Below are 26,243 nucleotides of genomic sequence, written 5' to 3' on the forward strand. Positions count from 1 at the left end.
CCCAAAAACACCGAAAGCGCGGCGCGCGTCACGACCTGGGCGGAAAAATGCCCACCAAGGCAATGATGAAATTGATGCCCAAGCCGGGCTGGCGGTTATTGTGCGGCTGGAAGCCGCCGGCGGCTTGCAGTGCCTGCGGCGACATGCGCACGTCGGCGGCGCCGTCGCTGTAAAGCCGGGCCCGGCTGCGCCGGTCGCCGGCCCAGGCCGCGCCTTCCGGCGAGGTAGCGTCCGGCGCGCCGGCGCTGGCGCGAACGCCGTGGTTGTGGGCCGCCATCTCCGCCTGAGTGAGCGTTACCGTGCCAGCGCCGCCTTTTTCGCCCAGCCTACGACGGGTGAGGCCCGGCCCCTGGCCGGGGTGCAACGGCGTTCGCCCCCGCAAGTCCGGTAGCCCGAAGGTGTTGCGCCCGTCGCCGCCGTAGGTAGTACCCACCAGGGAAAACAGCGCCGAGTTCTGGGCGATCGGCATCAGCTGGCCATTGCAGAACGCCCAGCCCCGGGGTGCGAAGCTACCGGCGAAGATGCGGATTTCGGCAATAAAAGGTTCGGACATGGTGGCCTCTCAGCTCATGGACGGAAACAGCCCCTTCAGGGCAATGCAGAAGTTCAGTGCCAGCGACGGCTGACAATTCTCATGGGCCTGGCCGCCGCCACCGGAGCCGATGCCCACCGCCCCGTCCGCCATGGACAGCCCGGCCGCCGGGCTATAGAAGGGCTCGCTGGTCACGCCCCAGGTGTTACCGGTCGGGATGGGGGCGTTGGTGGGCTCACTGCTGGCGCGAACACCATGAGTGTGGTTCGGTATTTCCGCCTCGATGAGGGTGTGGGTCTCCGCGCCGAACTTATCCCCCTGAATAATGTTGTCGCCGGCGGCGGTACCCGGGTGGACCGGGGCGCGGCCGCACAGATCCGGCAAGGCGAAGGAGACTCGGCCATCGCCTCCATAGGTGATGCCGAGCAGAGCGTACAGGGCCTGGTTCTGGTTGATGGGCAGAATCTGCCCGTTGCAAAAGGCCCAGCCCCGGGGCGCGAAATTAAACCCGACCATGCGGATTTCGGCGAGAAAGGGTTCGGACATGGCGCGGCCCTCCTAGTTTTCGCTTGGGTAGATGCCGACCAGGGCGATAATGAAGTTCACCCCCAGGAACGGCATCATGTTGTCGTGCGGCTGGTTTCCGCCGGCCGGCTCCACCAGGCCGTCGGCCATGGCCTGGTCCGGGGTGGCCCGCCGGTAGACGGCATTGGGCGCGCCGGCCCACACATTGCCCTCGGGAAAGCGGCTGCTGGCCGCCGCCCTGGTGCCCGCCGGCCGATGCTCGTGGTAGGGAATCTGGTTGCTCATCAGGGTCACCCGCTCCAAGCCAAACGAATCGCCCAGGCGGCGGTCCTGGAGCCCCGGCCCCTGGCCGGCGTGTACCGGAATGCGACCGCGCAGATCCGGCAAGCCGAAGGTGGTAATGCCGTCGCCGCCATGGATGGTCCCGAGCAGGGAGAACAGGGCGTCGTTCTGACTCACCGCCAGCAACTGGCCATCGCAGAACGCCCAGCCCCGGGGCGCGAAGTTACCGGCGAACAGGCGAATCTCGCCAATAAAGGGTTCGGACATGGGTTATTCCTCCTCGCCGGCATCATTGAGTTGGCTGAACACGGCCCGGTAGTGGTCCCTTTCCAGGTCATCCCCGGCGGGCTGGATATACAGGGTCACGCGGCCGGCGGTGGGGTGCTCCAGGGGCCAGCGGCCTTCGGGCAGAGCCACCCCCGGGGCGGTGGAGAACTCCAGCAGGAACTGCTCCACCGTGTCATCCACGGTGTAATCCACCACCTGCTCAAGCACGGCGTCGACCACGCCGTAGGTGGGATGCCCCAGATAAAACGTCTGCCCCTCCAGGGAACGGAACAGGCGGGCCCGCAGGGAGCGGGCTCCTTCCAGAGGTGGGGTGACGGGCTCGGCGGTGGCATCCCCGCCACCGCCACCACCACCACAACCGGCCATCAACATGGGCAGGGTGGCCACCCCGACCAGAAAGGCGCGTCGGTCCATTTTTTTCCCCACAATCAACATGCCGGCTCGCGCCGGTCTGATTCAGTTATTGAACAGCGCCTCGTAGACGGCGCTTTCGCTCCCTTCCGAGAGCGGTACCAGAAACAGCCATTGCTCGCCCAGCGTCTCGTGGCGCAGACGATAGGTTTGCTGGGGCAGGGCCGGCTCCGCCGGGGCGTGGAAGATCATCGAGAACGCCTCCCCGGGCCCGGTGACCGGGTTCACCTCCCGCAGCCACAGGGTCAGCGGCGGTGTCAGATCAAGCACGAAGGCGGTGTCCAGTACCGCCCTGGCCTGCTGCAGAGTCAGACTCACGCGCTCGCCTCCCTGCCCGGCTCGCACAACGCCGGCGGCCACCACACCAGGGCTTCGTGGAAATCCCCTCGCGCGCCCTCGGAGTGAAAACCAAGGCGGGCATAGAGATTACGGGCGCCCGGGTTGCCACGGTCCACCGCCAGCATCACCGGCGCCGCCACCCGTTCGGCGGTGCGCTGCATGGCGCGCAGCACCGAAGCGCCATGCCCCTGGCCACGGGCGGCGGCAATCAAGGACAGGTCCACCACGTGCACGCGGCCGGCGCTGAAATCCAGGATCAGACGACCGATGCGGTCCCGGTGCAGGCCGATGATGAAGTGCATGGCATCCGGGAAATCACGGCCGTAGCTTTCAGTCTGGGCGTTGAATTGCAGATCGATGAGGGAGGCGGCAAGCTCCGCGTCCGGCAGCAGACTCAGGTCCACCCGGGTAGCGGCGTACAACTCGCGCAGAAAGACGGTGTCCGACGACCGCGCAGGACGCAGCGTCAACCCGCCAGGCAGGTCAAAGGTTCCGGTCAGCATTTATCCCCCACAATCGGTGCGAAGCCTGTTATTTGGTTTGCGGCTTCGTCCCCAAGACGATTGAGAGCGCGACATTACCACGGCCCATGGCACCGTGCCATTGTTACTCAACGCCAGTCGGCGCGCTCCCGCCCTGCCCCGCCTGGGCCAGGCCAGAGCCGGGCGGCCGCCGTTCAGACGCGGTTAGAAAAAACCGGCGCTGGCGGCCCCCGGCTGCTCCAGGGCATCGCCGATCAGGTGCAGGGCCTGGGCCAGATCCTGGCGGCTGGCCGGGCCGCCCAGGCAAAGGCGCACCGCCTCCGGCGGCTTGCCGTTCACGGCGAAAGCGTCGCTGACCACCACATTGATGTTCTGGGCCCGCAACCGGGCGGCGAAGGCCACGCGACTCCAGGCCGGCGGCATTTTCAGCCAGGCATGGAAAGCCTCCGGGTGGGACCGGTAATCGGCGTTGCCCAGGATCCCGGCGAGCAGCCCCTGGCGGGCCTGGGATTCCTGGCGGGTCAGCGACAGGGCCAAGTCGGCGGTGCCGTCCTGTACCCAGCAGGAGGCCAGCGCGGCGGTGATCGGCGATGCCATCACGGTGGTGGCCCGCAGGGTCATGGCAATGCGCGAGCGCGCCCGGGCCGACGGCAACGCCAGATAAGCCACGCGCAGGCCGGCGCCCAGGGACTTGCTGAAGCCGCAAAGGTAATAGGTCAGTTCCGGCACCAACTCGGCCAGCGGCGGCGGCCGGTGACTGGGCAGCATGCCGTAGGCGTCGTCCTCGATAATCGGCAGATTGTGCTTGCGGGCGATCTGCGCCACCCGGTGGCGGCGCTCCTCACTGAGCGTCACCGCCGCCGGATTCAACAGCACCGGGTTGCAATACAACGCCTTGGGATGATGCTCCGCGCACAGCCGCGCCAGGGCGTCCGGGTCGAAACCGTCGTCGTCCAGGGGCAAGCCCACCAGGCGGATGCCCAACTGGCCGGCGATGGCGCGCAGCCCCGGGTAGGTGAGCGACTCGCAAAGCACCACGTCGCCGGGCCGGGCCAGACTGCTGAGCACCGCCAGCAGCGCGCTCTGCACCCCGGGACACACCAGCACCCGGTCCTCGTCCACCCGCAACGGACGCCGCTGCAGCCAGGCCACCGCCGCCTCCTTGTCCTCGGCGGAACCGCCGAACTCCTGATAGCGCATCAGCGGCTGCAGGTCCGGCCCCAGAGCGCGCAGCCCGGCCTGCATGCGCTCCCGCAGCAGCGGGTCCTGGGACTCCGGCGGCAGATTCATGGTCATGTCCACCGCCCGGGCGGCGCTGGCGCTGCGCCGGCTGGGCCGGCCCGGCTGGCAAACGAAGGACCCCTGCCCCACCCGCGAATAGATCAGCCCGCGCCGCTGGGCCTCGTTGTAGGCCCGCGACACGGTGGCGTAGTTGAGGTGGAGCAGCGCCGCCAGATCCCGCAGTGGCGGTAACCGCTCTCCCACCGTGAGCCGCCCGGCCAGGATGTCGTCGCCGATGGCATCGGCGATGCGCAGGTATACCGGCTTGTTGCCGGCCTTCAGTCGCGGCTGCCAGCCGTCCTTTTTCGCACTATCCATGGTCATGCTCTGCACCAGGGTTGTTCACCGGTTCCCCGGGCCGCCGGGGGTGGGTGGCTGCTTTGATTGGTCGCCGGCCGGGACGCCGTCGGCAGGCCCCGGCCAAACGCCGCCCATTGGGCCATAGCCGACCCAACCAATCAATCAATTTACCACTTGATTGGCATCTTGATTGCAGCTCTTGATCGCAGTCGTGCCAGTGCCCGGTCATGGGCCGCGCGCCGGTGCCCCACGCCGGTGCCCGACACGACTACCCACGCAGCGACACCACTACATACGCAGAGGGAGGCGACCATGCCCACCGTAGAAAAAGCAGCGCATCAGAAAGGCGATTTCTTCGTCGACTACGAAGAGAAGGTGTTCGAGGACGTCAAGGCGGAGCCCGGCGAGAAAGCTCTGGTGACCTTCCATACCGTGGCTTTCGAGGGCTCCATCGGCCTGGTCAATATGTTGCAGGCCACCCGCCTGCTGCGAAAGGGCTTCGACACCTCGGTGCTACTGTACGGCCCCGGCGTCACTCTTGGCTTGCAGCGGGGTTTCCCGACCCTGGGCGACGAGGCCTTCCCGGGCCATCTGGCGGTCAACAACCAGCTCACCAAGTTCATGGGCGAAGGCGGCAAGATTTACGCCTGCCGCTTCGCGCTCCAGGCGCTCTACGGCCACGGCGAGCCGTCATTGATTGAGGGGATAAAACCAATCAATCCGCTGGACGTGCTGGACCTGGTGCTGCTCCACCGCCGGGACAACGCCTTCATCCTCGACACCTGGACCCTGTAAGGAGGGCGCCATGAACGAGGCGAGCACGGTACGGGCGGCGGCGGCGCAGATCGCACCGGATATGGATACCCCCGGCGGCACCCTGGACAAGGTGTGCGACTGGATCGACGACGCCGCCGAACGGGGCGTGCAGCTGCTGGTGTTTCCGGAAACCCTGGTGCCCTACTACCCGTACTTCTCGTTCGTGCGCGCCCCGGCGTTCGCCGGCCCGGACCATCTCGCCCTGTACCAGCAGGCGGTGACGGTGCCGGGTCCGGAGATCGACCGGGTGGCCGAGCGCGCCCGCCGCCACGGCATGGTGGTGGTGCTGGGGGTCAACGAGCGTGACCGGGGCACCCTGTACAACACCCAGGTGGTGCTCGATGGCGACGGCCGCCTGTTACTCAAGCGCCGCAAGATCACCCCCACCTACCACGAGCGCATGATCTGGGGCCAGGGCGATGCCAGCGGCCTGCAAGTGGTGGACAGTGGCGTCGGCCGCATCGGCGCCCTGGCCTGCTGGGAGCATTACAACCCCCTGGCCCGCTACGCCCTGATGACCCAGCACGAGGAAATCCACTGCGCCCAGTTCCCGGGCTCCATGGTGGGGCCGGTGTTCGCCGATCAGATCGAGGCGGCCATGCGCCACCACGCCGCCGAGTCCGGCTGCTTCGTGGTCAACGCCACCGGCTGGCTGGAGGACCACCAGATCCAGGCCATCACCAACGACCCGGCCCAGCAAAAAGCCCTGCGCGGCGGCTGCATGACGCTGATCGTGTCGCCGGAGGGCAAGGTGCTGGGCGAACCGATCACCGAGGGCGAGGGCCTGTGCGTGGCGGACCTGGACATGGACCTGATTCTGAAGCGCAAACGGATGATGGATTCGGTGGGCCACTACGCGCGCCCGGAACTGCTGAGCCTGCTGATCGACCGCCGCCCGGCGGCGACCTTTCACGAACCCTTTCCGGCCACCGCCCCGGCGGCCCCGGAAGCCGAACCCTGGAGCGATGACGATGAGCGCCAATACGCCGCTGTCCTACCGGCAGCTCCTCAATGAACTGCAAACCCACGGGGTGCGCCTGAACGATCCGGACGCCGGCGCCCCCAGCCGGCGCGGTGGCGCCGGCCCGTCCGACCACAAGGCGGTGGAAATCGGCGGCCGGGTGGTGATGGTTCCGGTGCACACCGCCGGCGCCGGCACCTCGCCCTATCAGCTGGACGGCGCCCGGGTCACCCGGGGTGGCGAGGAAATCGCGCGCATGGCGTTCACCGACCGGCCGCGCTTCTACGATTTGAGCACCGCCGACGGCGTGCCCTATTCCCATATCGCCACCCTGCACGGCAAGGACGTGCTCGCCACCACCGTGATGCAGACCTGCATCCGCTATAACAACCGCAAGGTGTCCTGCCAGTTCTGCGCCATCGGCCAGTCCCTGGAAGAGGGCCGCACCATCGCCCACAAAACCCCGGCGCAACTGGCGGAGGTGGCCAAGGCGGCGGTGGAACTGGACGGCGTCCGGCATATGGTGATGACCACCGGCACCCCCAACCTGGAGGATCGCGGCGCCAAGGTGCTGTGCGACAGCGCCGCCGCCGTGCGCGCCGCCGTGGACCTGCCGATCCAGGGCCAGTGCGAGCCGCCGGACGACCGGGCCTGGTTCCGGCGGCTGCACGACAGCGGCATCGACAGCCTGGGCATGCACCTGGAAATCGCCACCCCGGCGCTGCGCGAAAAGATCATGCCCAGCAAGGCGTCGATCAGCGTGGAACAGTACCTGGAGGCGTTCGCCGACGCGGTGGCGGTGTTCGGCCGGGGCCAGGTGAGCACCTATCTGCTGGCCGGCCTGGGTGACAGCGTGGAAGACACCCTGGCCCTGTGCCAGCGGCTGGTGGCCCTGGGGGTGTACCCGTTCGTGGTGCCGTTCGTGCCCATTTCCGGCACGCCGCTTGAGCACCACCCCTCGCCCTCGGCGGACCATATGCGGCGCATCCTGGAGCCCCTGGGCGCCCTGCTGCGCGACGGCGGGCTGCGCTCGGCGGACATCAAGGCCGGCTGCGGCCGCTGCGGCGCCTGCTCATCCCTGTCCGCCTTCGAGGATGCGGAGCAGACCCTATGATCCTGGAGCCGGTAACCCCGTTTCGCAGCCGCGAGTACGCGGTGAAGCTGACCTCCGAGGCCTGGGAATACCAGGCCGCCCGCGACCTGCGTCGCCGGGTGTTCTGCCAGGAGCAGGGCCTGTTCGAGGGCGACGACGGCGACCCGCTGGACCGCCAGGCGCTGACCATCGTGGCACTGGCCTACGTGGCCGGCGGCCCGGACGAGGTGGTCGGCACGGTGCGCATCCACAGCGACCGGCCGGGCATCTGGTACGGCTCGCGGCTGGCGGTGGCGCGGGGCTACCGACGCGATGCGCACCTGGGCAGCGCCCTGATCCGGCTGGCGGTGGGCAGCGCCCGGGCACGCGGCTGCGAGTCCTTCTTCGCCCAGGTGCAGGCCGCCAACGAGGCCCTGTTTCGCGGCCTGCACTGGGACAGCCTGCGGCCGATCAGCCTGCACGGCCGCGACCATGTGCTGATGCGCGCCCGGCTGTCCCACTATCCGCCCCTGCCGGACGGCCGGCTGCCCTTGCTGGCCACCGGCCGGCGGGCATCCTGAGGAGGCCGGCATGGGCCTGGACACCCTGATCACCAACCTGCGCGCCGCCCCGGCGTTCGCCCACAAGGCCGACATCCAGCCGGTGATGGCGGGCCTGGCGGGCCTGGACAGTGGCCACCTGCCGCTGGGCGACGACGCCGCCGCCCTGTCTGATGGCGACGGCTTCCTGCTGATGGCCATGGAAGGTTTCGTCAACGAATTCGTGGCCGCCGAGCCGTTTTTCGCCGGCTACTGCGGCGTCATGGTCAATGTGGGCGACATCGCCGCCATGGGCGGCCGGCCCCTGGCGGTCACCGACGCCCTGTGGAGCCGGGGCGACCACCAGGGCGGCGAGATCCTGGCCGGGCTGCGCGAGGCGGCGGGCAAATACGGCGTACCCCTGGTGGGTGGCCACAGCAACGGCCACTGCGACCGGCCGCAACTGTCGGTGGCGATCCTGGGCCGGGCGCGGGCGCTGCTCACCAGTTTCGATGCCCGCCCCGGCGACACCCTGCTGGTGGCCTGCGACCTGCGCGGCGGCTTCCGCCCCGTGGGCGACAACTGGGACGCCAGCAGCGACGCTCCCGGCGCGCGCCTGCGCGGCGACCTAGAGATTCTGCCCGGCCTGGCGGAAGACCGCCTGTGCCGGGCCGGCAAGGACATCTCCATGGCCGGCCCGGTGGGCACCGCCCTGATGCTGCTGGAAGCCTCCGGCGTGGGCGCGGTGCTGGATCTGGACGCCCTGCCCCGCCCCACCGGCGTGCCCCTGGAGCGCTGGCTGCGCACCTTCCCCAGCTATGGCTTCGTGCTGTCGGTGGCGCCGGGCCATGTGGCCGCGGTGCGGCGCCGTTTCCAGGCCCGCGATCTGGCGGTGGCCGAGGTCGGCCGGGTCACCGCCGGCGGCACCCTGGAGCTGACCCTGGACGGCCAGCGGCGGCCCTTCTGGGACCACCGGGCCACCCCTTACCTGGGCCGCGCCCGCCGCGACCCCGAACCTTCCCGACATCAAGGAGGTCATCATGCCTGAAGTGCATTTCAACGTGCGCTGGCCGGACCACAGCGAACAGCGCTGCTACTCCCCGTCCACCGTGATCCACGATTTTCTGCGCGCCGGCGAGAGTTACCCGCTGGCGGAATTTCTGGCCCTGAGCCGGGACGCCCTGACCCTGGCCGGCGACCGGGTGGAACAAAAGTACGGTTTCCGCTGCACCAGCGCCGACAGCCAGTTACTGGCGCTGGAAACCCGGGGCCGGCAATTCGCCGGCCAGGCCGATGCCCGCGTCACCGTGACCCGGGTGGCTGCCGCCACCACCGAGGAGGAACCCTCATGACCTTCGCCAAACGCCATTACCCGGTGATCGTGGTGGGCGGCGGCCAGGCCGGCCTGTCCACCAGCTACCTGCTCCAGCAAAGGGATATCGAACACCTGGTGCTGGAGAAACAACAGGCCTTCCACGCCTGGAAGCAGCAGCGCTGGGACAGCTTCTGCCTGGTCACGCCCAACTGGCAGTGCCGGCTGCCGGACCACCCCTACGACGGCGACGATCCCCATGGTTTCATGGTCAAGGACGAAATCGTTGCCTGGATGGAACGTTTCCGCGCGTCCTTCGACCCGCCGCTGATCGAGGGCATCACGGTGCGGGCGGTGCGGGCCCTGCCGGTGGGCGGTTACCGGCTCGATACCGACCGGGGCCCGCTCACCGCCGACCAGGTGGTGATGGCGATCAGCAGCTACCACCGGCCCAAGGTGCCGGATTACGCGCGCCGGCTGCCGGCGCGAATCAAACAGCTGGACGCCTCCGACTACCGCAACCCGGCGGCGCTGCCGGCAGGCCCGGTGCTGGTGGTGGGCACCGGCCAGTCCGGCTGCCAGATCGCCGAGGACCTGCATCTGGCCGGTCGCCAGGTGCACCTGGCGGTGGGCCCGGCGCCCCGGGTGTCCCGCTTTTACCGGGGCCGGGACGTGGTGGACTGGCTCGACGATATGGGCCACTACCGGCTGCCGGTGCAGGAACACCTCACCGAGGAACAGGTGCGCGCCAAGGCCAACCACTATGTCACCGGCCGCGACGGAGGCCGCGACATCGACCTGCGCCGCTTCGCCCTGGAGGGCATGCGCCTGCACGGGCGGCTGGAAAACATCGAGGCCGGCCAGGCTAGCTTCGGCGACGACCTGGGCGAAAACCTGGATAAGGCCGATGCCACCAACGCGCGCATCAAGAAAAGCATCGACGACTACATCGCCCGCCAGGGCATCAGCGCACCCGCGGAGGCGCCCTATGAACCGGTGTGGGAACCGCCCCGGGACCTGGCGCGGGAATTGGATCTGGAAGCGGAAGGCATCACCGCCGTGATCTGGTGCATCGGCTATGCGCCGGACTTTTCCTGGATCCACGCCCCGGCCTTCGACGCCAGCGGCTATCCGAAGCACCGGCGTGGCGTCACCGCCAGCCCGGGGCTGTATTTCCTGGGCCTGCCCTGGCTGCACACCTGGGGCTCCGGGCGCATCTACGCCATCGCCGAGGACGCCGAGCACCTGGTGGACCACATCGAAGCGGCCCGCCTGCCGCTGCGCGAGCAATACCTGGCCGGTATCGCCTGAAAGCGCCCCGCCCCCCCGCGGGTCGGAATGCCGTAGGAGCGACTTCAGTCGCGAAAAAAACGGTGGCGATATCCCCGCGCGCGCATCGCGGCTAAAGCCGCTCCTACCAATGCATAAAAGTAGGAGCGACTTCAGTCGCGAAAAAAGCAGTGGCGATATCCCCGCGCGCGCATCGCGGCTAAAGCCGCTCCTACCAGCGCACAAAAAGTAGGAGCGACTTCAGTCGCGAAAAAAGCAGTGACGATATCCCCGCGCGCACATCGCGGCTAAAGCCGCTCCTACCAGCGCACAAAAAGTAGGAGCGACTTCAGTCGCGAAAAAACGGTGGCGATGTCCCCGCCCGCGCATCGCGGCTGAAGCCGCTCCTACCGGTGCACAAAAGTAGGAGCGACTTTAGTCGCGAAAAAACGGTGTCGATGCCCCCGCCCGCACATCGCGGCTGAAGCCGCTCCTACCAGTGCACAAAAAGTAGGAGCGACTTCAGTCGCGAAAAAGCGGTGTCGATGTCCCCGCGCGCACATCGCGGCTAAAGCCGCTCCTACCGGTGCACAAAAGTAGGAGCGACTTCAGTCGCGAAAAAGACGGTGGCGATGTCCCCGCTTGCACATCGCGGCTAAAGCCGCTCCTACCGGTGCATAAAAAGCAGGGGCGAGTCGGAGCGTACAAAAAAGCCCCGCCTTGCGGCGGGGCTTTCGGGTAGCGGAACAGGCTCTGTGGTTATTTGAAAATTTCGCCTTTTTCCGCTTTTTCCACCAGCAGCTTCGGCGGCGTGAAACGCTCACCGTAGGTGTTGGCCAACTCCTGGGCACGGGCCACGAAGCCGCGCAAGCCGTCTTGGTACTGGTTCATGTACTGAACCACACCGCCGGTCCAGGCCGGGAAGCCGATGCCGAAGATGGAGCCGATGTTGGTGTCGCCCACCGAATCGATCACCCCTTCCTCGAAGCACTTCACCGTCTCGATGGCCTCGGCGAACATCATGCGCTCCTGCATGTCCTGGAACGGAATCGCCTCCCGGGCCGGGAACTGCTCTTTCAGGCCCGGCCACAGGTGCGCTTTTCCGCCTTCCGGATAGTCGTAGAAGCCCTTGCCGTCCAGTTTGCCCGGGCGGTCCAGCTCGTTGACCATTTTCTCCATCACCGCCAGGGCCGGGTGTTGGCGGGCTTCACCGCCGCCCTGCTCGGCGGCTTGCTTGTACTCACCGGCGATCTTCAGGGACAGCTTCATGTTGATCTCATCGATCAGCTTGAGCGCGCCCACCGGGTAGCCGGCCTGGGTGGCGGCCTGCTCCACGGAGTTGGCGTTCTGCCCTTCACCGACCATGGCGATGGCCTCGTTGATAAAGGTGCCGATCACCCGGCTGGTGAAGAAGCCCCGGGAATCGTGCACCACGATCGGGGTCTTCTTGATCTGCAGGGTGTAGTCGAACACCTTGGCCAGCACTTCGTCGCTGGTGTTCTTGCCACGGATGATTTCCACCAGCGGCATTTTGTCCACCGGGCTGAAGAAGTGGATACCGATAAAGTTGTCCTGGTTTTTCACGCCCTCGGCCAGGCCAGTGATCGGCAGCGTGGAGGTGTTGGAGCCGAGCACCGCGTCCGGATTGACCACGTCCTCGATTTCCTGGAACACCTTATGCTTGAGTTCGGTGTTCTCGAACACCGCCTCGATCACGAAGTCCACGCCTTCCAGATCCTTGGCGTCGGCGGCCGGGGTGATGCGCGCCAGAATTTCTTCTTTCTTCTCCTTGCTCATCTTGCCCTTGGACACTTCCTTGTCGAGCAGCTTCTCGGAGTAGGCCTTGCCCTTCTCCGCGTTCTCCATGGAAACGTCCTTGAGCACCACCTGGGCGCCGGAGCGGGCGGTGACGTAGGCAATGCCCGCGCCCATCATGCCGGCGCCCAGCACCGCCACTTTTTCGGCTTTGTACTTGGGCACGTCCTTGGGACGGCTGGCGCCGGCGTTGATCGCCTGCAGGTTGAAGAAGAAGGCGTTGATCATGTTCTTCGCCACCTGGCTGCGCGCCAGTTCCACGAAGTAGCGACCTTCGATGGTGAGGGCGTCGTCGAAGCCCACCTGGGCGCCTTCCACGGCGGCGGCCATGATGTTGCGCGGCGCCGGATAGTTGGCGCCCTTGAGCTGCTTGCGCAGGTTGGCCGGGAACGCCGGCAGGTTCTGGGCGAACGCCGGGGTGCTCGGGGTGCCGCCGGGAATCTTGTAGCCTTTTTCGTCCCAGGGCTGTTTGGCTTTCGGGTTGGCCTTGATCCACTCCCGGGCCTTGGCCAGCATCGCCTCTTCGCTGTCGGCGATGTCGTCGATGATGCCCACGGATTTGGCTTTTTCCACTTTCAGCCGCTGGCCCTGCATCAGCACCTGCATCAGGGCGTTCTGGATGCCCAGCATGCGCACCGTGCGCACCACGCCGCCGGCGCCGGGCAGCAGGCCCAGGGTCACCTCGGGAAAGCCGAACTGGGCTTTCGGGTTGTTGAGCGCCACCCGGTGGTGGCAGGCCAGGGCGATTTCCAGGCCACCGCCCAGAGCGGTGCCGTTGAGTGCCGCCACCACCGGTTTACCCAGGGTTTCCAGGCGACGCAGCTGGGCCTTGCCGGCTTCCACGCCCTTGGCGAATTCCGGGGCGTTTTCCTTGGTGACCTTGGCCAGGTCACGCAGGTCGCCACCGGCGAAGAAGGTGCTCTTGGCGGAGGTGATGATCACCCCGGCGATGTTGTCCTTCTCTTTTTCCAGACGGCTTACCGTTTCTTCCATGGAGCGCATGTAGCGCTCGTTCATGGTGTTCGCGGATTGCTGGGGATCGTCCAGGATCAGGGTGACGATGTTGTCCGCGTCCTGTTCCCAGCGGATAGTCGATTCAGTCATGGTGTTCTCTCCGTTGGGTCCGTTACAGGCGCTCGATGATGGTGGCGATGCCCATGCCGCCGCCCACGCACAGGGTGCACAGGGCGAATTTTTTGTCGCGGCGTTCCAGCTCGTCCAGCGCGGTGCCCAGGATCATGGCGCCGGTGGCGCCCAGCGGGTGGCCCATGGCGATGGCGCCGCCGTTGACGTTGACCTTGTCGTGGCTAAGGCCCATGTCCTTCATGAAACGCATGGCCACGGAGGCGAACGCTTCGTTGATTTCCACCAGGTCGAGCTGGTCCACGGTCATGCCGGCTTTCTTGAGCACCTTGCGGCAGGCCGGCGTCGGGCCGGTAAGCATGATGGTGGAATCGGCACCGCTGATGGCGGTGGCGACGATGCGACCGCGCGGGGTCATGCCGTAGTCCTTGCCCACCTGCTCGTTGCCCAGCACCACCAGGGCGGCGCCGTCGACGATGCCGGAGGAGTTACCGCCGGTGTGCACGTGGTTGATCTTTTCCACCTGGTGATACTTTTGCAGGGCCACGGCGTCGAAGCCGCCCATCTCGCCCATCACCGCGAAGGAGGGGTTCAGTTCACCCAGCTTGTCGGCGGTGGTGCCGGGGCGGATGTGTTCGTCCTTCTCCAGCACCACCATGCCGTTGCGGTCGCGCACCGGTACCACGGAGCGCTGGAAATAGCCTTTTTCCCAGGCATTGGCGGCGCGCGCCTGGGATTCCGCGGCGAAGTCGTCCACGTCCCGGCGGGAAAAGCCCTCGATGGTGGCGATCAGATCGGCGCCGATGCCCTGGGGCACGAAGCCGGTGTTGTAGTTGGTGATCGGGTCCATGGCCCAGGCACCGCCGTCGGAGCCCATGGGAATGCGGCTCATGGCTTCCACGCCGCCGGCCAGGATCAGATCGTCCCAGCCGGACGCCACTTTCTGGGCACCGGTGTTGACCGCTTCCAGACCGGAGGCGCAGAACCGGTTCAGCTGGTAGCCGGCCACGGTGTCCGGCAGGCCGGCGGCCAGGGCGGCGGTCTTGGCGATGCAGGCACCCTGGTCGCCGATCGGCGTGACCACGCCGAGCAGCACGTCGTCGATGCGGTTCACGTCCATATTGGGGAAGCGCTCGCGCACTTCGTCGATCAGGCCCACCACCAGATCCAGGGGCTTGACGGTGTGCAGGGAACCATCGCTCTTGCCGCGACCCCGCGGGGTACGGATAGCGTCATAAATATAGGCTTCGGTCATGTAACCTTTCCTCTCGCCTTGGGCAGTGACCGGTGCGGGGCAGGATCGGCCCGGAGGCACCGGCGTCGGTGAAAAGCAGACCGCCAGGGTGCCCCAGGGCCGGGGCGGCGGCAATGACGGGACCGCTCAGGGGGGCTGAGCGGAACGGCCAGCGCCTGGATCATCGCGGCTGAAGCCGCTCCTACAACACCCGCCCACCCGCATCCGCCCCCCGTAGGAGCGGCTTCAGCCGCGATCCGGGGCGCATCGGCCATTGCAAGCGGCCCGGCACGGCCCCAGGGTATCCGGCAAACCGTAACAGGAGACCCCCATGCATTCCCTGGACGTAGCCCGTTCCCTGGCTTCTTCCCTGGCCCAGCAGGGCCGCGGCATCGCTACCCGCCCGGCGGCCCGGCAACCGGCGGAGCCGCTGGAACTGTACGATATGGAAGGCTGCCCGTTCTGCCGGCTGGTGCGCGAAGCGCTCACCGATCTGGACCTGGACGCACTGATCTACCCCTGCCCCAAGGGCGGTGACCGCTACCGGCCGCTGGTGGAAAGGCTCGGCGGCAAGCAGCTGTTCCCCTACCTGATGGACCCGAACACCGGCGTGGCGCTGTACGAATCCGCCGACATCATCGACTACCTGTACCGGGAATACGGCCAGCGCCCCGCCCCCGGCGGCTGGCGCCTGCGCGCCCGCACCGCCGCCTCGGTGGCGGCCTCCCTGCCCCGCGCCGGCCACGGCCTGCGGGCCCGCGACGCGGAGGTGCCCGAGCAGCCGCTGATCCTGTATTCCTTCGAGGGCAGCCCGTTCGCCCGGCTGGTGCGGGAGCGGCTGTGCGAGCTGCAATTGCCCTATCTGGTGCGCCAGTGCGGCCGCGACCAATGGCAGGACTGGGTGCTGCCGCCGATGCGCAAAGCGCTGGAAATGGAGTACCTGCCCACCCAGCGCCACCGCCAGGAACTGATGGCCCGGGCCGGCCGTGTGTCAGTGCCCTACCTGATCGATCCCAACACCGGCGAGGAGCTGTTCGAGTCCGAACGCATCGTGGCCTATTTACAGGCCCGTTACGGCCGTTAAAAAAGGTGAGCGGGCACCTTCTCGGCGTGCGGATTCGATGCTATATAGGGGTTGGGAGCCCGCTCCCGTCCACAACCCAGCTTAAAGAGTAGTGAACAATGAGTCGTCGCCAATTTGATGACTACGACGCCCGCGAGTGGGAAGAAGACCACCTGCGCGTCAGCAAGGAACGCCGTAAACGGGAAGCCAAAAAACAACGGCACCACCTCGATGACGAGGAAGCCGTGCCACAGGGCCGCTCCCGCCCCCAACGCCAGCCGCACTAACCCGCGTTCCGCCGGCCCGCCCGGAGTAGCCCAATCTGCTCCGCGCTTTGTTTGGTTCGTTCCGTTGCGGCGGGGAATCAAGGCGGGGTGCTTTTATCCGGAACGCGGGCCCGGGCGGCCCTCTGTTGTTTGCTCATGGTTTTCCCGGGATGCCAGCGGCCCCCGGGATTGCTACTATTTCCGACCAGAACGCGTTGCGAGGAGAGGAGCCATGGGCAATTACGACGACGACCTGTTCCGCCGTGAAATGGCCGGCGTGGCCCCCCTCAAGGAAGACGACCGGGTCCGCGAACCGCACCGGCGCGGGCCGACCCTGTCCCAGCGCCTGCGCCGGGCCGCCGCCACCGCCCGGCCCAACCACGACCCCAACCCCCTGAGCGTACCGGAACGGGTACCCGAGGCCGGCCCCTACGACATCGTCGGCGTGAAAAAGAACGGCGTGCAGGAAGGGGTATACCGCAAGCTCCGCCTCGGCAAATACGACCCCCAGGCCCGCCTGGACCTGCACCGGGTCCGGCTCATGGACGCCCGCGACCAGGTCTACCTGTTCATCCGCGAGTCCCAACAGAACGGCCAGCGCACGGTGCTGATCAACCACGGCAAGGGCGAGCACAGCGAACGCCCCGGCCTGCTGAAAAGCTACGTCCTGCACTGGCTCAACGAATTCGACCAGGTACTCGCCTTCCACAGCGCCCCCGCCCACCAAGGCGGCGCCGGCGTCACCCTCGCCCTGCTCCGCAAAACCGGCACCGCCAGCCAGAAGAATCGGGAATTTTTTTACGAGCGCAGTCGCGCGCAGAGATAGGGGCGAGCGGCAAGCGGCAAGCGGCAAGTTTCAGGCTGGCCGTGGGGGTGGGTTGGCCGTGCCCGCGATTCGCACGCCCCCCTGTAGGAGCGGCTTCAGCCGCGATCCGGCGAACCACAAGCTAAACCAAACCCACACCGGCCGAAGGCCGCGAAAGAGAATCCGCGGCCCCGCCCTTTCAACTTTTAACTTTAAACTTTCAACTGGCCGCTCGCGGGCACGGCCTATCAACATCGCGACTAAAGTCGCTCCTAAAGGGGGCTCGTTGTGGTCGTAGGAGCGACTTTAGTCGCGATCAGCGCTTGACTCGGTTAACGCCGTTAATCGCCGCCACCCGATAGGCCTCGGCCATGGTCGGGTAATTGAAGGTGGTATCGATAAAATAGTTGAGGGTGTTGTTGGGCGCCGGTTGACGCATCACCGCCTGGCCGACGTGGACGATTTCCATGGCCTGGTAGCCGAAGCAGTGAATGCCGAGCACCGCCAGGGTGTCGCGGTGGAACAGGATCTTGAGCATGCCCACCCGTTCGCCGGTGATCTGCGCGCGGGCCAGGTTTTTGAAGAACGCCTGGCCCACTTCATAGGGCACCCGGGCTTCGGTGAGTTCCTGTTCGGTGCGGCCCACGGAGCTGATGCCGGGGATGGTGTAGATGCCGGTGGGCACATCGGTAACCTGCTTGACCGGGCCGCCGTCGACGATGCCGGCGGCGCAGAAGCGGCCCTGGTCGTAGGAGGCGCTGGCCAGGGACGGCCAGCCGACCACGTCGCCCACCGCGTAGACGCCTTCCACGGCGGTCTGGTAGCGCTCGTCCACCGCCAGCTGGCCACGGCCATTGGCTTCCAGGCCGATGTTTTCCAGACCGATGTTCTGGGTGTTGCCGGAGCGGCCGTTGCTCCACAGCAGCGCGTCGGCGCGCAGCCGTTTGCCGGATTGCAGTTCCAGGGTGACGCCGTCGTCGTCCGCCACCAGTTTGGAATATTGCTCGCTGTGGCGAATGGTGGCGCCCTGCTCGCGCAGGTGATAGCTGAGCGCGTCGGAGATTTCCGTATCCAGGAAATCGAGCAGGTGCTGACGGCTGTTGATCAGGTCCACGCGCATGCCCAGGCCGGTAAAGATGCTGGTGTACTCACAGCCGATCACGCCGGCGCCGTAGACCAGAATATGGCGGGGCGTGTGGTTCATGCGCAGGATGGTGTCGGAGTCGTAGATGCGCGGGTGATCGAAGTCCACATCCTCGGGATGGTAGGGCCGGGAGCCGGTGGCGATCAGAATGTTGCGCGTGCGCAGCAGCCATTGGCGGCCGGCGTCGTCGTCCACGCTCACCTCGCCGGGGGCCTGGATTTCACCCCGGCCGGCGAACACCCGCACCCGGTTGCGGATATAAAAGTCGCCGCGCACCTGCACCTGGGAATCCACCACTTCGCCGGAGCGCTGGATCAGGTCCTGCCAGCGCACCTGGCGGGGATTGATCAGGCCGCGCAGCAGCGGGTTGCGCTGGGAGCGAACCACCTGGCGCACCTGGTGGCGCAGCGCCTTGGAGGGAATGGTGCCCCAATGGGTGCAGTTGCCGCCGAGCTGTTCGCGGCGGTCGATCACCGCCACCCGCAGGCCGCCCTTGGCCGCCTGCATGGCGGCGGCTTCCCCGGCCGGGCCACTGCCGAGTATCACCAGATCCCATCCCGAGCTGATATCCATAGGGTCCTCGTTGTTAAGCGGTCAAGGCAGCGGACGGCGCTCTACCAGCCGAACACGTCCTTGATAAAAGGAATGGTGGGCGCCCGCTGCCGGGCCAGCGCGGTGCGGTCGAGCACCGCCAGACGCTCCAGCAGCAAGGCCGGCGAGCGCTCGCTGCGCATCACCATGAAGCGGGCCACCTCGGCGCCCAGCTTCAGGCCGCGCTCGCGGGCCCGCTCGGTGAGCAGCGCCGCCAACGATTCTTCACTGAGTGGCTGCAAGCGGAACACCGGCCCCGCCGCCAGGCGGGTGGCCAGATCCGGCAGCAGCCAGGGCGCGGCGCCGGGGGCGGCGCCGGCGCTGAACAGCAGCGAGCCGCCGCCGGCCATCACCCGGTTATAGAGGTGGAACAGGGCCTCCTCCCAGTGCCCATGGCCGGCGAAGCGGTCCACATCGTCCAGTGCCAGCAGCTGGAACTGTTCCATGGACTCCAGCACTTCCGGCACCAGCGGCAGCAGTTCGCCGGCGGGCAGCAGGCAGGCGTCCCGGCCCTGTTCCTGGGCCCGGCGCACGGCGCCCTCCAGCAAGTGGCTGCGGCCCTGGCCGGCGCCGCCCCACACGAACACCTGGCGCTCATCGCCGTCGGCGGCGGCGGCCACGGTGGCCAGCGCCGCGCCGTTGGGACCGGCGTGGAAGTTCTCCAGGGTGTGACCCTCACGCAGTTCCAGGGCCAGGGGCAGCTGACTCATCGCAGGCAATAGGTAAGTGGCGGAGAGGAAGCGTCGGTGCACCCGGTCAGGCCCGGGAGGCCGGCCATCAGCCGCTCCAGCTGGGCCCGGTCGCCGGAGAAATCCAACTCGAACTGCACCCGGTCGGCGCTGGCCACCCGCAGGGCCACGCCGCGCAGCGGACCCAGGTCGGCCAGCGCCAGGTACAGGTCGTGCCACTGCTTGAGCGTGCGCACGCCACGCACGGTGATCACCCGGTCGTCGCGGATCAGCACCTCTCCGCTGGGCGTCTGGCCGGCGATCACCGGCGGCGGCGTGGCGCCGTCCCGGTCAGTGCCTTGGGCATTGCCGCTGCCGCCATCGCCACCCAGGGAATAGCGCTCGGCGATCTGATCGGCCAGGGCGGAGACGAAGGCGTCCAGGGCGGCGTCGGTGTCGGCGGCGCCGGCGCGGCGGCCGGCCACCTGGTCGCCGTGGTCCAGCAGACGCCAGTTGAGGGTGGTGGAGGCGCCGCCGTAGAGCACCCCGGTGGCCACCCAGTCGGTGTCGTAGCGGCGCGAGGCCTGCAGCACCGGCCCGTCGAACCGGCCGCGCACATCGGCCACCGCCACCACGTCCCGGTCGCGCTGGTCCCATTTGGGCAGCACCAGGGACACACCGCGCCGACCGGCCGCATCTTGCAGGCGCTGGGCCAGCGGGTCGCCGGCGGTCACCAGATCGCCACGGCCGGTGCCTTCGGTGACCAGCCACACCAGCACCGGCGGCCGGTCGCCGGCCCACACCGGCGCGCCCTGGTCGGCCAGATAGCGGGTCAGGGCACGGTCGTCGAACACCGCCCGCAGCCGGGGCGGCTGGCCGTCTTCATAGCCATAGCGCAACAGCCAGCGCTGCGGCTGGTCCAGGGCCTCCGCCACGCCGGGCAGGTCCGCCACCTGGTCACGGCCGGTGAGCCGGACGATGACCGTTTCCAGGCCCCGCCGCAGGGCGTCGGCGCGGGCCTCGTCACCCCGCGGGGTATCGCCGCGCAGGGCCACCGACACCTGGCCGGCCTCCGCCGCCCAGGCCGGCGCGGCCGACCACAGGGCCACCACCAGAATCAACAACAAGCGATACATCGACAGTTCCAAAGCCGGTTTTGTGAACGCGCGCCATTATCCCTGATCCGGCCCTTTGTGGCGAACCGGATTGCCCGCCGCCAACAATATCGTCGGCGCGGTTCTCCCCGGGGGCCGGCATTGCTAGAATACGCGGCCTTCACGACCCCCAGGAGCCCCCAAATGAGCGAACAGAAACGGCCGTTGACCTACCGCGACGCCGGCGTGGACATCGATGCCGGCAACGAGCTGGTGAAACGCATCGGCCCGGTGGCCAAGCGCACCCAACGTCCGGAAGTGCTGGGCGGCCTGGGCGGCTTCGGCGCCCTGTGCGCCCTGCCGGAAGGCTACAAGAACCCGGTGCTGGTGGCCGGCACCGACGGCGTCGGCACCAAGCTGCGCCTGGCCATTGAGAACGACCGCCACGACAGCGTCGGCATCGACCTGGTGGCGATGTGCGTCAACGACCTGGTTGTGGGTGGCGCCGAGCCCCTGTTCTTCCTGGACTATTACGCCACCGGCAAGCTGGACGTGGAAACCGCCGCCCGGGTGGTAAGCGGCATCGGCGAAGGCTGCCAGTTGGCCGGCTGCGCCCTGATCGGCGGCGAGACCGCCGAGATGCCCGGCATGTACCAGGGCGAGGACTATGACCTGGCCGGCTTCTGCGTGGGCGTGGTGGAACGGGACGGCGTGATCGACGGCTCCGCCGTGAAAGCCGGTGACAAGATCATCGGCCTGGCCTCCTCCGGCCCGCACTCCAACGGCTATTCCCTGGTGCGCCGCATCCTGGAACAGGCGGACAGCACCGAGATCGACGGCCAGCCGGTGATCGACCTGCTGCTGGCGCCCACCCGCATCTACGTAAAAGCGCTGCTGGAGCTGATCAAGCAGGTGCCGGTGCACGCCCTGGCCCACATCACCGGCGGCGGCCTCACCGAGAACCTGCCCCGGGTGCTGCCCAACGGCACCCGGGCGGTGATCGACACCGACGCCTGGGAATGGCCGGCGGTGTTCCGCTGGCTGCGCGAGCAGGGCCAGGTGCCGGAGACGGAAATGTACCGCACCTTCAACTGCGGCGTGGGCATGACCGTGGTGGTGCCCGAGGACGCCCTGGATCAGACCCTGGCGCTGCTTCAGGCGGCCGGTGAAACCGCCTTCCTGATCGGCGAGATCCGCGACAGCGACAGCGAAGAACCGGAAGTGTCCCTGCAAGGCCTGGGCTCGTGACCCACCGGCTCGCGGTGCTGATCAGCGGCGCCGGTACCAATCTCCAGGCCATTCTTGATCACATCACGGCGGGCGAACTGCCCGCCACCGTCTCCCTGGTGGTCAGCAACCGGGCCGACGCCAACGGCGTGGCGGTGGCCCGCCAGGCCGGCCTGCCGGTGGCGGTGATCGACCACCGTGAGTACCCGGACCGGGCAGCCTTCGACGCCGCCATGATCGAGCGGATCGACGCCCACGGCGCCGATACCGTGGCGCTGGCCGGCTTCATGCGGATTCTGTCGCCGGGCTTCGTGCGCCACTACCAGGGCCGCCTGATCAACATCCACCCTTCCCTGCTGCCGCTGTACCCGGGGCTGAACACCCACGCCCGGGCGCTGGAGGCCGGCGACGCGGAGCACGGTTGCTCGCTGCATTTCGTCACCGACCAACTGGACGGCGGCCCGCTGATCGCCCGGGCGTCGGTGCCGGTGCTCACGAACGATAGCGTGGAAACTCTGTCAAAACGGGTTCAGCAACAGGAACACAGACTGTACCCTCGTGTTTTGCGCTGGCGCGCCGAAGGCCGCCTGCAACTGACCGACCAGGGAGTGGAATTGGATGGTGAACCCTTGCCCGCCACCGGCATGCAAATCGACGCACCGGCCTGAAACACACGGCTGGCGCGGCCTGCTGGCCGCCGCCGTGCTGCTGAGCGCCCCCGCCTTCGCCGCCGAACCGCCGGTGGCGGCATTTGAAGCCCAATACCGCCTCAAGGCCGCCGGTTTTCCGTTCACGGTGGGCGCCACCCGCTCGCTGACGCCGGCCGGCGACGGCACCTGGAAGATGGAAGTGCTGGCCAGTAATTTCATCGGCGAGATCCGTGAAACCTCGGTGTTCCAGTGGGACGGCTGCCTGCCGCTCACCCGCTATTACGGCTACCGCCGAGCCGGCCTGGGCCGGGTCAAGACCGCCGAGCTGCGCATCGACGGGGCCAGCGGCAAGGCCACCAGCGAACGCAGCAAGCACGAGCCCTACCACTACGACAGCGGTGGCAAGGCCACCGACGACATCGCCCTGCCCCTGGCCCTGCAATGCATGCTGCTCAACGGCGAGCGCGCCATGACCCTGGCGGTGGCCGACGAGCGCGGCGTGGAAACCCAGCGCTACCAGGTGGAAGGCGAGGAAACCGTGGAAATCGATGGCAAGGACGTCACCGCCACCAAGGTGCGCCGGGTGCGCGATAAGGACAACGGCCGCCAGACCTGGCTGTGGTTCGCGCCGGAGCACGGCTACACGCTGGTGCAACTGGTGCAGCGCAATGACGACGGCCGCCATGTGCTGACCCTGGAAACGCTGCCATGACCCGGGCCGGTCCCGCTGGCCGCACCGTGAAGGCCCTGTCCCTCGCCCTGACGTTATGGCTGTCGGCCTGGGTGCCGGCGGCCGTGGCGGAGCCGCTGCAGCCGTTTTCCGCCGAATACCGCATCTATGTGAACAAGATTCCCACGCCGATCAAGGCCACCCTGCTGCTGGAACCGGTGGCCGGCAAGGACCGCTATCATATGCTGTTCGAGGCCCACTCCTGGATGCTCAACAACCGGGAGGAAAGCTGGTTCCACTGGAACCAGTGCGCGCCGCGCACCGAGCGCTACGAGCACGAATTCAACGGCTTCGGCAAACACCGCTACTACCACACCGATTTCGACTGGGCCAAACCCGGCGTGATCACCGAGTCCGAGGACGGCGTGGAAGCCTTCCCGATCCCCGAGGACGCCCTGGACGAATTGAGCATGCTGCTGCGTGCCCGCTGCGTGTTCGCCAGCGGCGACAAGGAATACGACGCCACCAGCGTGTACGGCGACGACCTGCGCCATCATCATTTCGTGGTGGTGGACCGGGAAACCATCGACACCCCCATGGGCGAACTGGACACCCTGGTGGTGGAGAAGAGACGGGACAAGGACAAGGACGAAAAACGCCGCACCCTGTTCTGGGTGGCCCCCAAGGTGGGGTACATGGTGGTCAAGGCCCGCCATATTGAAAGCGCCTTGCTGCATGGGGAGTTGATCATGCGGGAATATAACGGGCCGTTGCCGGAGTAGGCGCTGCAAGCTGCAAGCTGCAAGCTGCAAGCTGCAAGCTGCAAGCTGCAAGCTGCAAGCTGCAAGCTGCAAGCTGCAAGCTGCAAGCTGCAAGCCAGGACAGCGTGGCGGCCCTTCGGAGCCCGTCAAGCCCTAATGGAGGTGTTTTCCTTGTAGCTTGAAGCTTGCAGCTTGAAGCCCGCCTCTGATCGGTCTCAGGCCCGGGGCAGCGTGACCCCTTTCTGCCCCTGATACTTCCCTCCGCGATCCTTATAGGACGTTTCACAGATCTCGTCGGATTCCAGGAACAGCATTTGCGCCACGCCTTCGTTGGCGTAGATGCGCGCCGGCAGGTTGGTGGTGTTGGAGAATTCCAGGGTGACGTGGCCTTCCCACTCCGGTTCCAGCGGCGTCACGTTGACGATGATGCCGCAGCGCGCGTAGGTGGATTTGCCCAGGCAGATGGTGAGCACGTTACGGGGAATGCGGAAGTATTCCACGGTACGCGCCAGGGCAAAGGAGTTGGGCGGGATGGTGCAGTAGTCGCCCTTGATGTCCACGAAGCTCTTCTCGTCGAAGTGCTTGGGGTCCACGGTGGCCGAGTGGATATTGGTGAACACCTTGAACTCGTCGGCGCAGCGCACGTCGTAGCCGTAGCTGGACACCCCGTAGGAGATCAGTTTCTCGCCATCGGCATCGGTGCGTACCTGGCCGTCCTGGAACGGTTCGATCATGCCGTGCTCCAGGGCCATGCGTTTGATCCAGCGGTCGGCTTTGATGCTCATGGGAGTCCTTTATGTCGGTGTCGACGGAATCGGGCAATGGTACCCAAGCGCACGGCGAAAAACAGCCCCGGTGATCGCGACTGAAGTCGCTCTCGCTTAATGCTGGGTGACCACCTTGGGAAACGGCCGCCGCCCTTCCCGGCTCAGCGACAGGCGCGCCGCCATGCGCCGGGCGGTGTCCCGGTACAGGCGCGCCTCGGCGCTGTCCGGCTCCGCCACCACCGTGGGCGTGCCGCCGTCGGCCTGTTCGCGGATGCGCAGTGACAGCGGCAACGACCCGAGCACCGGCGCGTCGTACTCCTGGCTCATGCGCTGGGCGCCGCCCTGGCCGAAGATGTGTTCTTCATGGCCGCAGTTGGAGCAGATGTGTACCGCCATGTTCTCCACCACGCCGATCACGCCCACATCCACCTTGCGGAACATTTCCACGCCCTTGATGGCATCCAGCAGGGCGATGTCCTGGGGGGTGGTCACAATCACCGCCCCGGCCACCGGGATCTTCTGCGCCAGGGTCAGCTGAATGTCGCCGGTGCCCGGCGGCAGGTCGACGATCAGATAATCCAGCTCCTGCCACAGGGTCTGCTGCATCATCTGGGTCAGCGCGCCGCTGGCCTTGGGGCCGCGCCACACCACCGGCGTCTGCTCGGTGATCAGGTAGCCCATGGACATGGTCTGCAGGCCGTGGGCCGGCACCGGCACGAAGCTGTTGCCGTCTCGCACCTCCGGCCGGGTGCCCTTGGGCAGGCCCAGCATCACCGGCTGGCTGGGGCCGAAGATATCCGCGTCCAGCAGCCCCACCCGGGCACCTTCCGCGCGCAGGCCCAGGGCCAGGTTCACGGCGGTGGTGGATTTACCCACCCCGCCCTTGCCGGAAGCCACCGCGATCACATTGGCCACCTGCAACATGGACGGCATGTCGTGCTGGGCCCGGTGCGGCCGGATGCGCACCGCCAGATCCAGGTGCAAAGCCCGGCCCTCCAGCAGCGGCGTCAGCGCCGCCTCGATGCGCTCGCGCAGGGCCGGCAGCGTTGATTCGCAGGGATAACCCAGCCGCACCGTGACCCGCACACTGCCGTCCCCGACCTGAATATCACCCACCGCGCCGGCGGTAATCAGGTCCACACCCAGATCTTCGGGGATCAAATTCGCCAGGGACTGTCTAACCGCCTGTTCGATTCGCATGTTATGAACCTCCTGCATCCGGGGTGGGAATGATAGAGTTGCGGACGAACGCGAACCAGCCTTCAACGAAAAGGAGATCACCCCATGGCAAAACCCGTTCATCTGTTCGCCGGCCTGCTGGCCATGCTGACGCTCACCGCCTGCGGCGCGCAAACCAACACCGCCCCCGCCGCCACCGACCGGGACACGGTCAGCGTTTCCGGCGAAGGTAGCGTCACCGCGCGGCCGGACCGGTTCACCTTGGTGGCCGTGGCCCGGGAACAGGGCGATGACATTGCCGCCATGAAGGACAAGGTGGACAGTCAGGTGGAGGCCATGCTGGGCCTGGCGGACGATCTGGAGATCGAGGAAAAGAACGTCACCGCCAGCGATATCCAGATCAGCCCGGAATGGCAGTACCAGCCGGAACGCAAACTGATCGGCCACCAGGTCAGCCGCGAAGTGACCTTCAAGGTGGACGGCATGGACCGTTACGCGAAGCTGGCGGACGGACTGGCGGACCTGGGCCTGCGGGAAGTGCGCCCCGGCGGCAGCGAGATCAGCAACGCCGATGAGCTGGCCAAACAGGCACTGGAAAAAGCGGTCAAGGACGCCCGGGAAAAGGCCGGCATCCTGGCCCGCGCCGCCGACCGCGAGCTGGGTAAAGCGCTGATGATCAACGCCCAGGGCTACACCATGCCGCAACCGATGATGATGCGCGCGGCCATCGCCAAGGACGAAGGTTCACAAAGCTACCGTCCGGGCGAGCAGGACGTGAGCGCCAACGTGCAGATCACCTTCGAGCTGAAATAACCCC

Annotated in this window: 29 protein-coding genes; 15 read left to right on the top strand and 14 right to left on the bottom strand. The window is 67.2% G+C overall.

Annotated features, from left to right (window positions below):
• Positions 1-28 precede the first annotated feature (28 nt).
• From FGS76_RS08180 to FGS76_RS08210, 7 genes are all read right to left on the bottom strand, one after another.
• Positions 29-553 carry a phage tail protein gene (locus FGS76_RS08180; RefSeq protein ID WP_138772138.1) on the bottom strand — a complete coding sequence of 175 codons (525 nt, stop codon included), beginning with the start codon at positions 551-553 and terminating at the stop codon, positions 29-31.
• 9 nt (positions 554-562) lie between these two features.
• Positions 563-1,078, bottom strand: a complete 516-nt coding sequence (locus FGS76_RS08185; protein ID WP_138772139.1) for a phage tail protein — start codon at positions 1,076-1,078, stop codon at positions 563-565.
• Between the two features lie 12 nt (positions 1,079-1,090).
• Positions 1,091-1,606: a phage tail protein gene (locus tag FGS76_RS08190; RefSeq protein WP_138772140.1), complete on the bottom strand. Its 516-nt coding sequence runs from the start codon at positions 1,604-1,606 to the stop codon at positions 1,091-1,093.
• 3 nt (positions 1,607-1,609) lie between these two features.
• Positions 1,610-2,041: a DUF6916 family protein gene (locus FGS76_RS08195; protein WP_138772141.1), complete on the bottom strand. Its 432-nt coding sequence runs from the start codon at positions 2,039-2,041 to the stop codon at positions 1,610-1,612.
• 42 nt (positions 2,042-2,083) lie between these two features.
• On the bottom strand, positions 2,084-2,356 hold the full coding sequence (locus tag FGS76_RS08200) for a DUF6916 family protein (protein WP_138772142.1): 273 nt from the start codon (positions 2,354-2,356) through the stop codon (positions 2,084-2,086).
• A complete protein-coding gene (locus FGS76_RS08205) occupies positions 2,353-2,880 on the bottom strand; it encodes a GNAT family N-acetyltransferase (RefSeq protein ID WP_138772143.1) in 528 nt (175 codons plus the stop codon). Before FGS76_RS08205 ends, FGS76_RS08200 begins: the two co-directional genes overlap by 4 nt.
• 183 nt (positions 2,881-3,063) lie before the next feature.
• Positions 3,064-4,458, bottom strand: coding sequence for an aminotransferase-like domain-containing protein (locus FGS76_RS08210; protein WP_138772144.1), 1,395 nt, complete (start codon positions 4,456-4,458; stop codon positions 3,064-3,066).
• A gap of 294 nt (positions 4,459-4,752) precedes the next feature.
• Here FGS76_RS08210 and FGS76_RS08215 point away from each other — a divergent pair, with 294 nt between their 5' ends.
• The 7 genes from FGS76_RS08215 to FGS76_RS08245 are packed head-to-tail and all read left to right on the top strand — an operon-like array spanning position 4,753 to position 10,451.
• On the top strand, positions 4,753-5,235 hold the full coding sequence (locus tag FGS76_RS08215) for an MSMEG_0572/Sll0783 family nitrogen starvation response protein (protein WP_138772145.1): 483 nt from the start codon (positions 4,753-4,755) through the stop codon (positions 5,233-5,235).
• 10 nt (positions 5,236-5,245) lie between these two features.
• Positions 5,246-6,271 (top strand): Nit6803 family nitrilase, encoded by a 1,026-nt coding sequence (locus FGS76_RS08220; protein ID WP_138772146.1) that lies wholly within the window; start codon positions 5,246-5,248, stop codon positions 6,269-6,271.
• The gene (locus tag FGS76_RS08225; RefSeq protein ID WP_138772147.1) at positions 6,228-7,331 is read left to right on the top strand and encodes an MSMEG_0568 family radical SAM protein; all 1,104 of its coding nucleotides are present in this window, start codon (positions 6,228-6,230) and stop codon (positions 7,329-7,331) included. The genes FGS76_RS08220 and FGS76_RS08225 overlap by 44 nt, the downstream gene beginning before the upstream one ends.
• A complete protein-coding gene (locus tag FGS76_RS08230; protein ID WP_138772148.1) occupies positions 7,328-7,870 on the top strand; it encodes an MSMEG_0567/Sll0786 family nitrogen starvation N-acetyltransferase in 543 nt (180 codons plus the stop codon). Before FGS76_RS08225 ends, FGS76_RS08230 begins: the two co-directional genes overlap by 4 nt.
• A 10-nt stretch (positions 7,871-7,880) precedes the next feature.
• A complete protein-coding gene (locus FGS76_RS08235; RefSeq protein ID WP_138772149.1) occupies positions 7,881-8,876 on the top strand; it encodes a sll0787 family AIR synthase-like protein in 996 nt (331 codons plus the stop codon).
• Positions 8,869-9,180, top strand: a complete 312-nt coding sequence (locus FGS76_RS08240) for an MSMEG_0570 family nitrogen starvation response protein (protein WP_138772150.1) — start codon at positions 8,869-8,871, stop codon at positions 9,178-9,180. Before FGS76_RS08235 ends, FGS76_RS08240 begins: the two co-directional genes overlap by 8 nt.
• Complete coding sequence (locus FGS76_RS08245) at positions 9,177-10,451, top strand: MSMEG_0569 family flavin-dependent oxidoreductase (protein ID WP_138772151.1); 1,275 nt, start codon at positions 9,177-9,179, stop codon at positions 10,449-10,451. The genes FGS76_RS08240 and FGS76_RS08245 overlap by 4 nt, the downstream gene beginning before the upstream one ends.
• Positions 10,452-11,168: 717 nt before the next feature.
• On the opposite strand, the gene FGS76_RS08250 is transcribed toward FGS76_RS08245, so the two are convergent.
• Positions 11,169-13,328 (bottom strand): 3-hydroxyacyl-CoA dehydrogenase NAD-binding domain-containing protein, encoded by a 2,160-nt coding sequence (locus FGS76_RS08250; RefSeq protein ID WP_138772152.1) that lies wholly within the window; start codon positions 13,326-13,328, stop codon positions 11,169-11,171.
• A 22-nt stretch (positions 13,329-13,350) separates the two neighbouring features.
• Positions 13,351-14,562 (bottom strand): acetyl-CoA C-acetyltransferase, encoded by a 1,212-nt coding sequence (locus FGS76_RS08255; RefSeq protein ID WP_138772153.1) that lies wholly within the window; start codon positions 14,560-14,562, stop codon positions 13,351-13,353.
• Between the two features lie 310 nt (positions 14,563-14,872).
• Here FGS76_RS08255 and FGS76_RS08260 point away from each other — a divergent pair, with 310 nt between their 5' ends.
• The 3 genes from FGS76_RS08260 (at position 14,873) to smrA (ending at position 16,696) form a co-directional block, all read left to right on the top strand.
• Entirely contained in the window at positions 14,873-15,625 is a 753-nt protein-coding gene (locus FGS76_RS08260; RefSeq protein ID WP_138772154.1) for a glutathione S-transferase N-terminal domain-containing protein, read from the top strand.
• 98 nt (positions 15,626-15,723) lie between these two features.
• Positions 15,724-15,891: a hypothetical protein gene (locus FGS76_RS19450; protein WP_170214433.1), complete on the top strand. Its 168-nt coding sequence runs from the start codon at positions 15,724-15,726 to the stop codon at positions 15,889-15,891.
• A gap of 211 nt (positions 15,892-16,102) precedes the next feature.
• Positions 16,103-16,696 carry a DNA endonuclease SmrA gene (smrA, locus tag FGS76_RS08265; protein ID WP_138772155.1) on the top strand — a complete coding sequence of 198 codons (594 nt, stop codon included), beginning with the start codon at positions 16,103-16,105 and terminating at the stop codon, positions 16,694-16,696.
• A gap of 295 nt (positions 16,697-16,991) precedes the next feature.
• Here smrA and sthA read toward each other — a convergent pair whose 3' ends face one another.
• The 3 genes from sthA to FGS76_RS08280 are packed head-to-tail and all read right to left on the bottom strand — an operon-like array spanning position 16,992 to position 20,214.
• Positions 16,992-18,392 (bottom strand): Si-specific NAD(P)(+) transhydrogenase, encoded by a 1,401-nt coding sequence (gene sthA / locus FGS76_RS08270; RefSeq protein WP_138772156.1) that lies wholly within the window; start codon positions 18,390-18,392, stop codon positions 16,992-16,994.
• Positions 18,393-18,433: 41 nt separating this feature from the next.
• On the bottom strand, positions 18,434-19,120 hold the full coding sequence (hda, locus tag FGS76_RS08275; RefSeq protein ID WP_138772157.1) for a DnaA regulatory inactivator Hda: 687 nt from the start codon (positions 19,118-19,120) through the stop codon (positions 18,434-18,436).
• The gene (locus FGS76_RS08280; protein ID WP_138772158.1) at positions 19,117-20,214 is read right to left on the bottom strand and encodes a DUF2066 domain-containing protein; all 1,098 of its coding nucleotides are present in this window, start codon (positions 20,212-20,214) and stop codon (positions 19,117-19,119) included. Before FGS76_RS08280 ends, hda begins: the two co-directional genes overlap by 4 nt.
• 162 nt (positions 20,215-20,376) lie before the next feature.
• Here FGS76_RS08280 and purM point away from each other — a divergent pair, with 162 nt between their 5' ends.
• Genes purM through FGS76_RS08300 form a run of 4 tightly spaced genes read left to right on the top strand, consistent with a single transcriptional unit; the run spans position 20,377 to position 23,501 of the window.
• The gene (purM, locus tag FGS76_RS08285; protein WP_138772159.1) at positions 20,377-21,420 is read left to right on the top strand and encodes a phosphoribosylformylglycinamidine cyclo-ligase; all 1,044 of its coding nucleotides are present in this window, start codon (positions 20,377-20,379) and stop codon (positions 21,418-21,420) included.
• On the top strand, positions 21,417-22,067 hold the full coding sequence (purN, locus tag FGS76_RS08290) for a phosphoribosylglycinamide formyltransferase (RefSeq protein WP_138772160.1): 651 nt from the start codon (positions 21,417-21,419) through the stop codon (positions 22,065-22,067). Before purM ends, purN begins: the two co-directional genes overlap by 4 nt.
• A complete protein-coding gene (locus FGS76_RS08295) occupies positions 22,018-22,761 on the top strand; it encodes a DUF3108 domain-containing protein (protein ID WP_138772161.1) in 744 nt (247 codons plus the stop codon). The genes purN and FGS76_RS08295 overlap by 50 nt, the downstream gene beginning before the upstream one ends.
• A complete protein-coding gene (locus FGS76_RS08300; protein WP_138772162.1) occupies positions 22,758-23,501 on the top strand; it encodes a DUF3108 domain-containing protein in 744 nt (247 codons plus the stop codon). Before FGS76_RS08295 ends, FGS76_RS08300 begins: the two co-directional genes overlap by 4 nt.
• A gap of 194 nt (positions 23,502-23,695) precedes the next feature.
• Here FGS76_RS08300 and dcd read toward each other — a convergent pair whose 3' ends face one another.
• Together dcd and apbC are read right to left on the bottom strand one after the other, a co-directional pair.
• Positions 23,696-24,265, bottom strand: coding sequence for a dCTP deaminase (gene dcd, locus FGS76_RS08310; RefSeq protein WP_138772164.1), 570 nt, complete (start codon positions 24,263-24,265; stop codon positions 23,696-23,698).
• Positions 24,266-24,361: 96 nt separating this feature from the next.
• Complete coding sequence (gene apbC / locus FGS76_RS08315) at positions 24,362-25,447, bottom strand: iron-sulfur cluster carrier protein ApbC (protein ID WP_205717219.1); 1,086 nt, start codon at positions 25,445-25,447, stop codon at positions 24,362-24,364.
• An 84-nt stretch (positions 25,448-25,531) separates the two neighbouring features.
• Between apbC and FGS76_RS08320 the strand changes: the two genes are divergently transcribed.
• Positions 25,532-26,239 (top strand): SIMPL domain-containing protein, encoded by a 708-nt coding sequence (locus FGS76_RS08320; protein WP_138772166.1) that lies wholly within the window; start codon positions 25,532-25,534, stop codon positions 26,237-26,239.
• Positions 26,240-26,243: the final 4 nt, after the last annotated feature.

It is taken from the genome of Alloalcanivorax gelatiniphagus (assembly GCF_005938655.1).
Classification (GTDB): Bacteria; Pseudomonadota; Gammaproteobacteria; order Pseudomonadales; family Alcanivoracaceae; genus Alloalcanivorax; species Alloalcanivorax gelatiniphagus.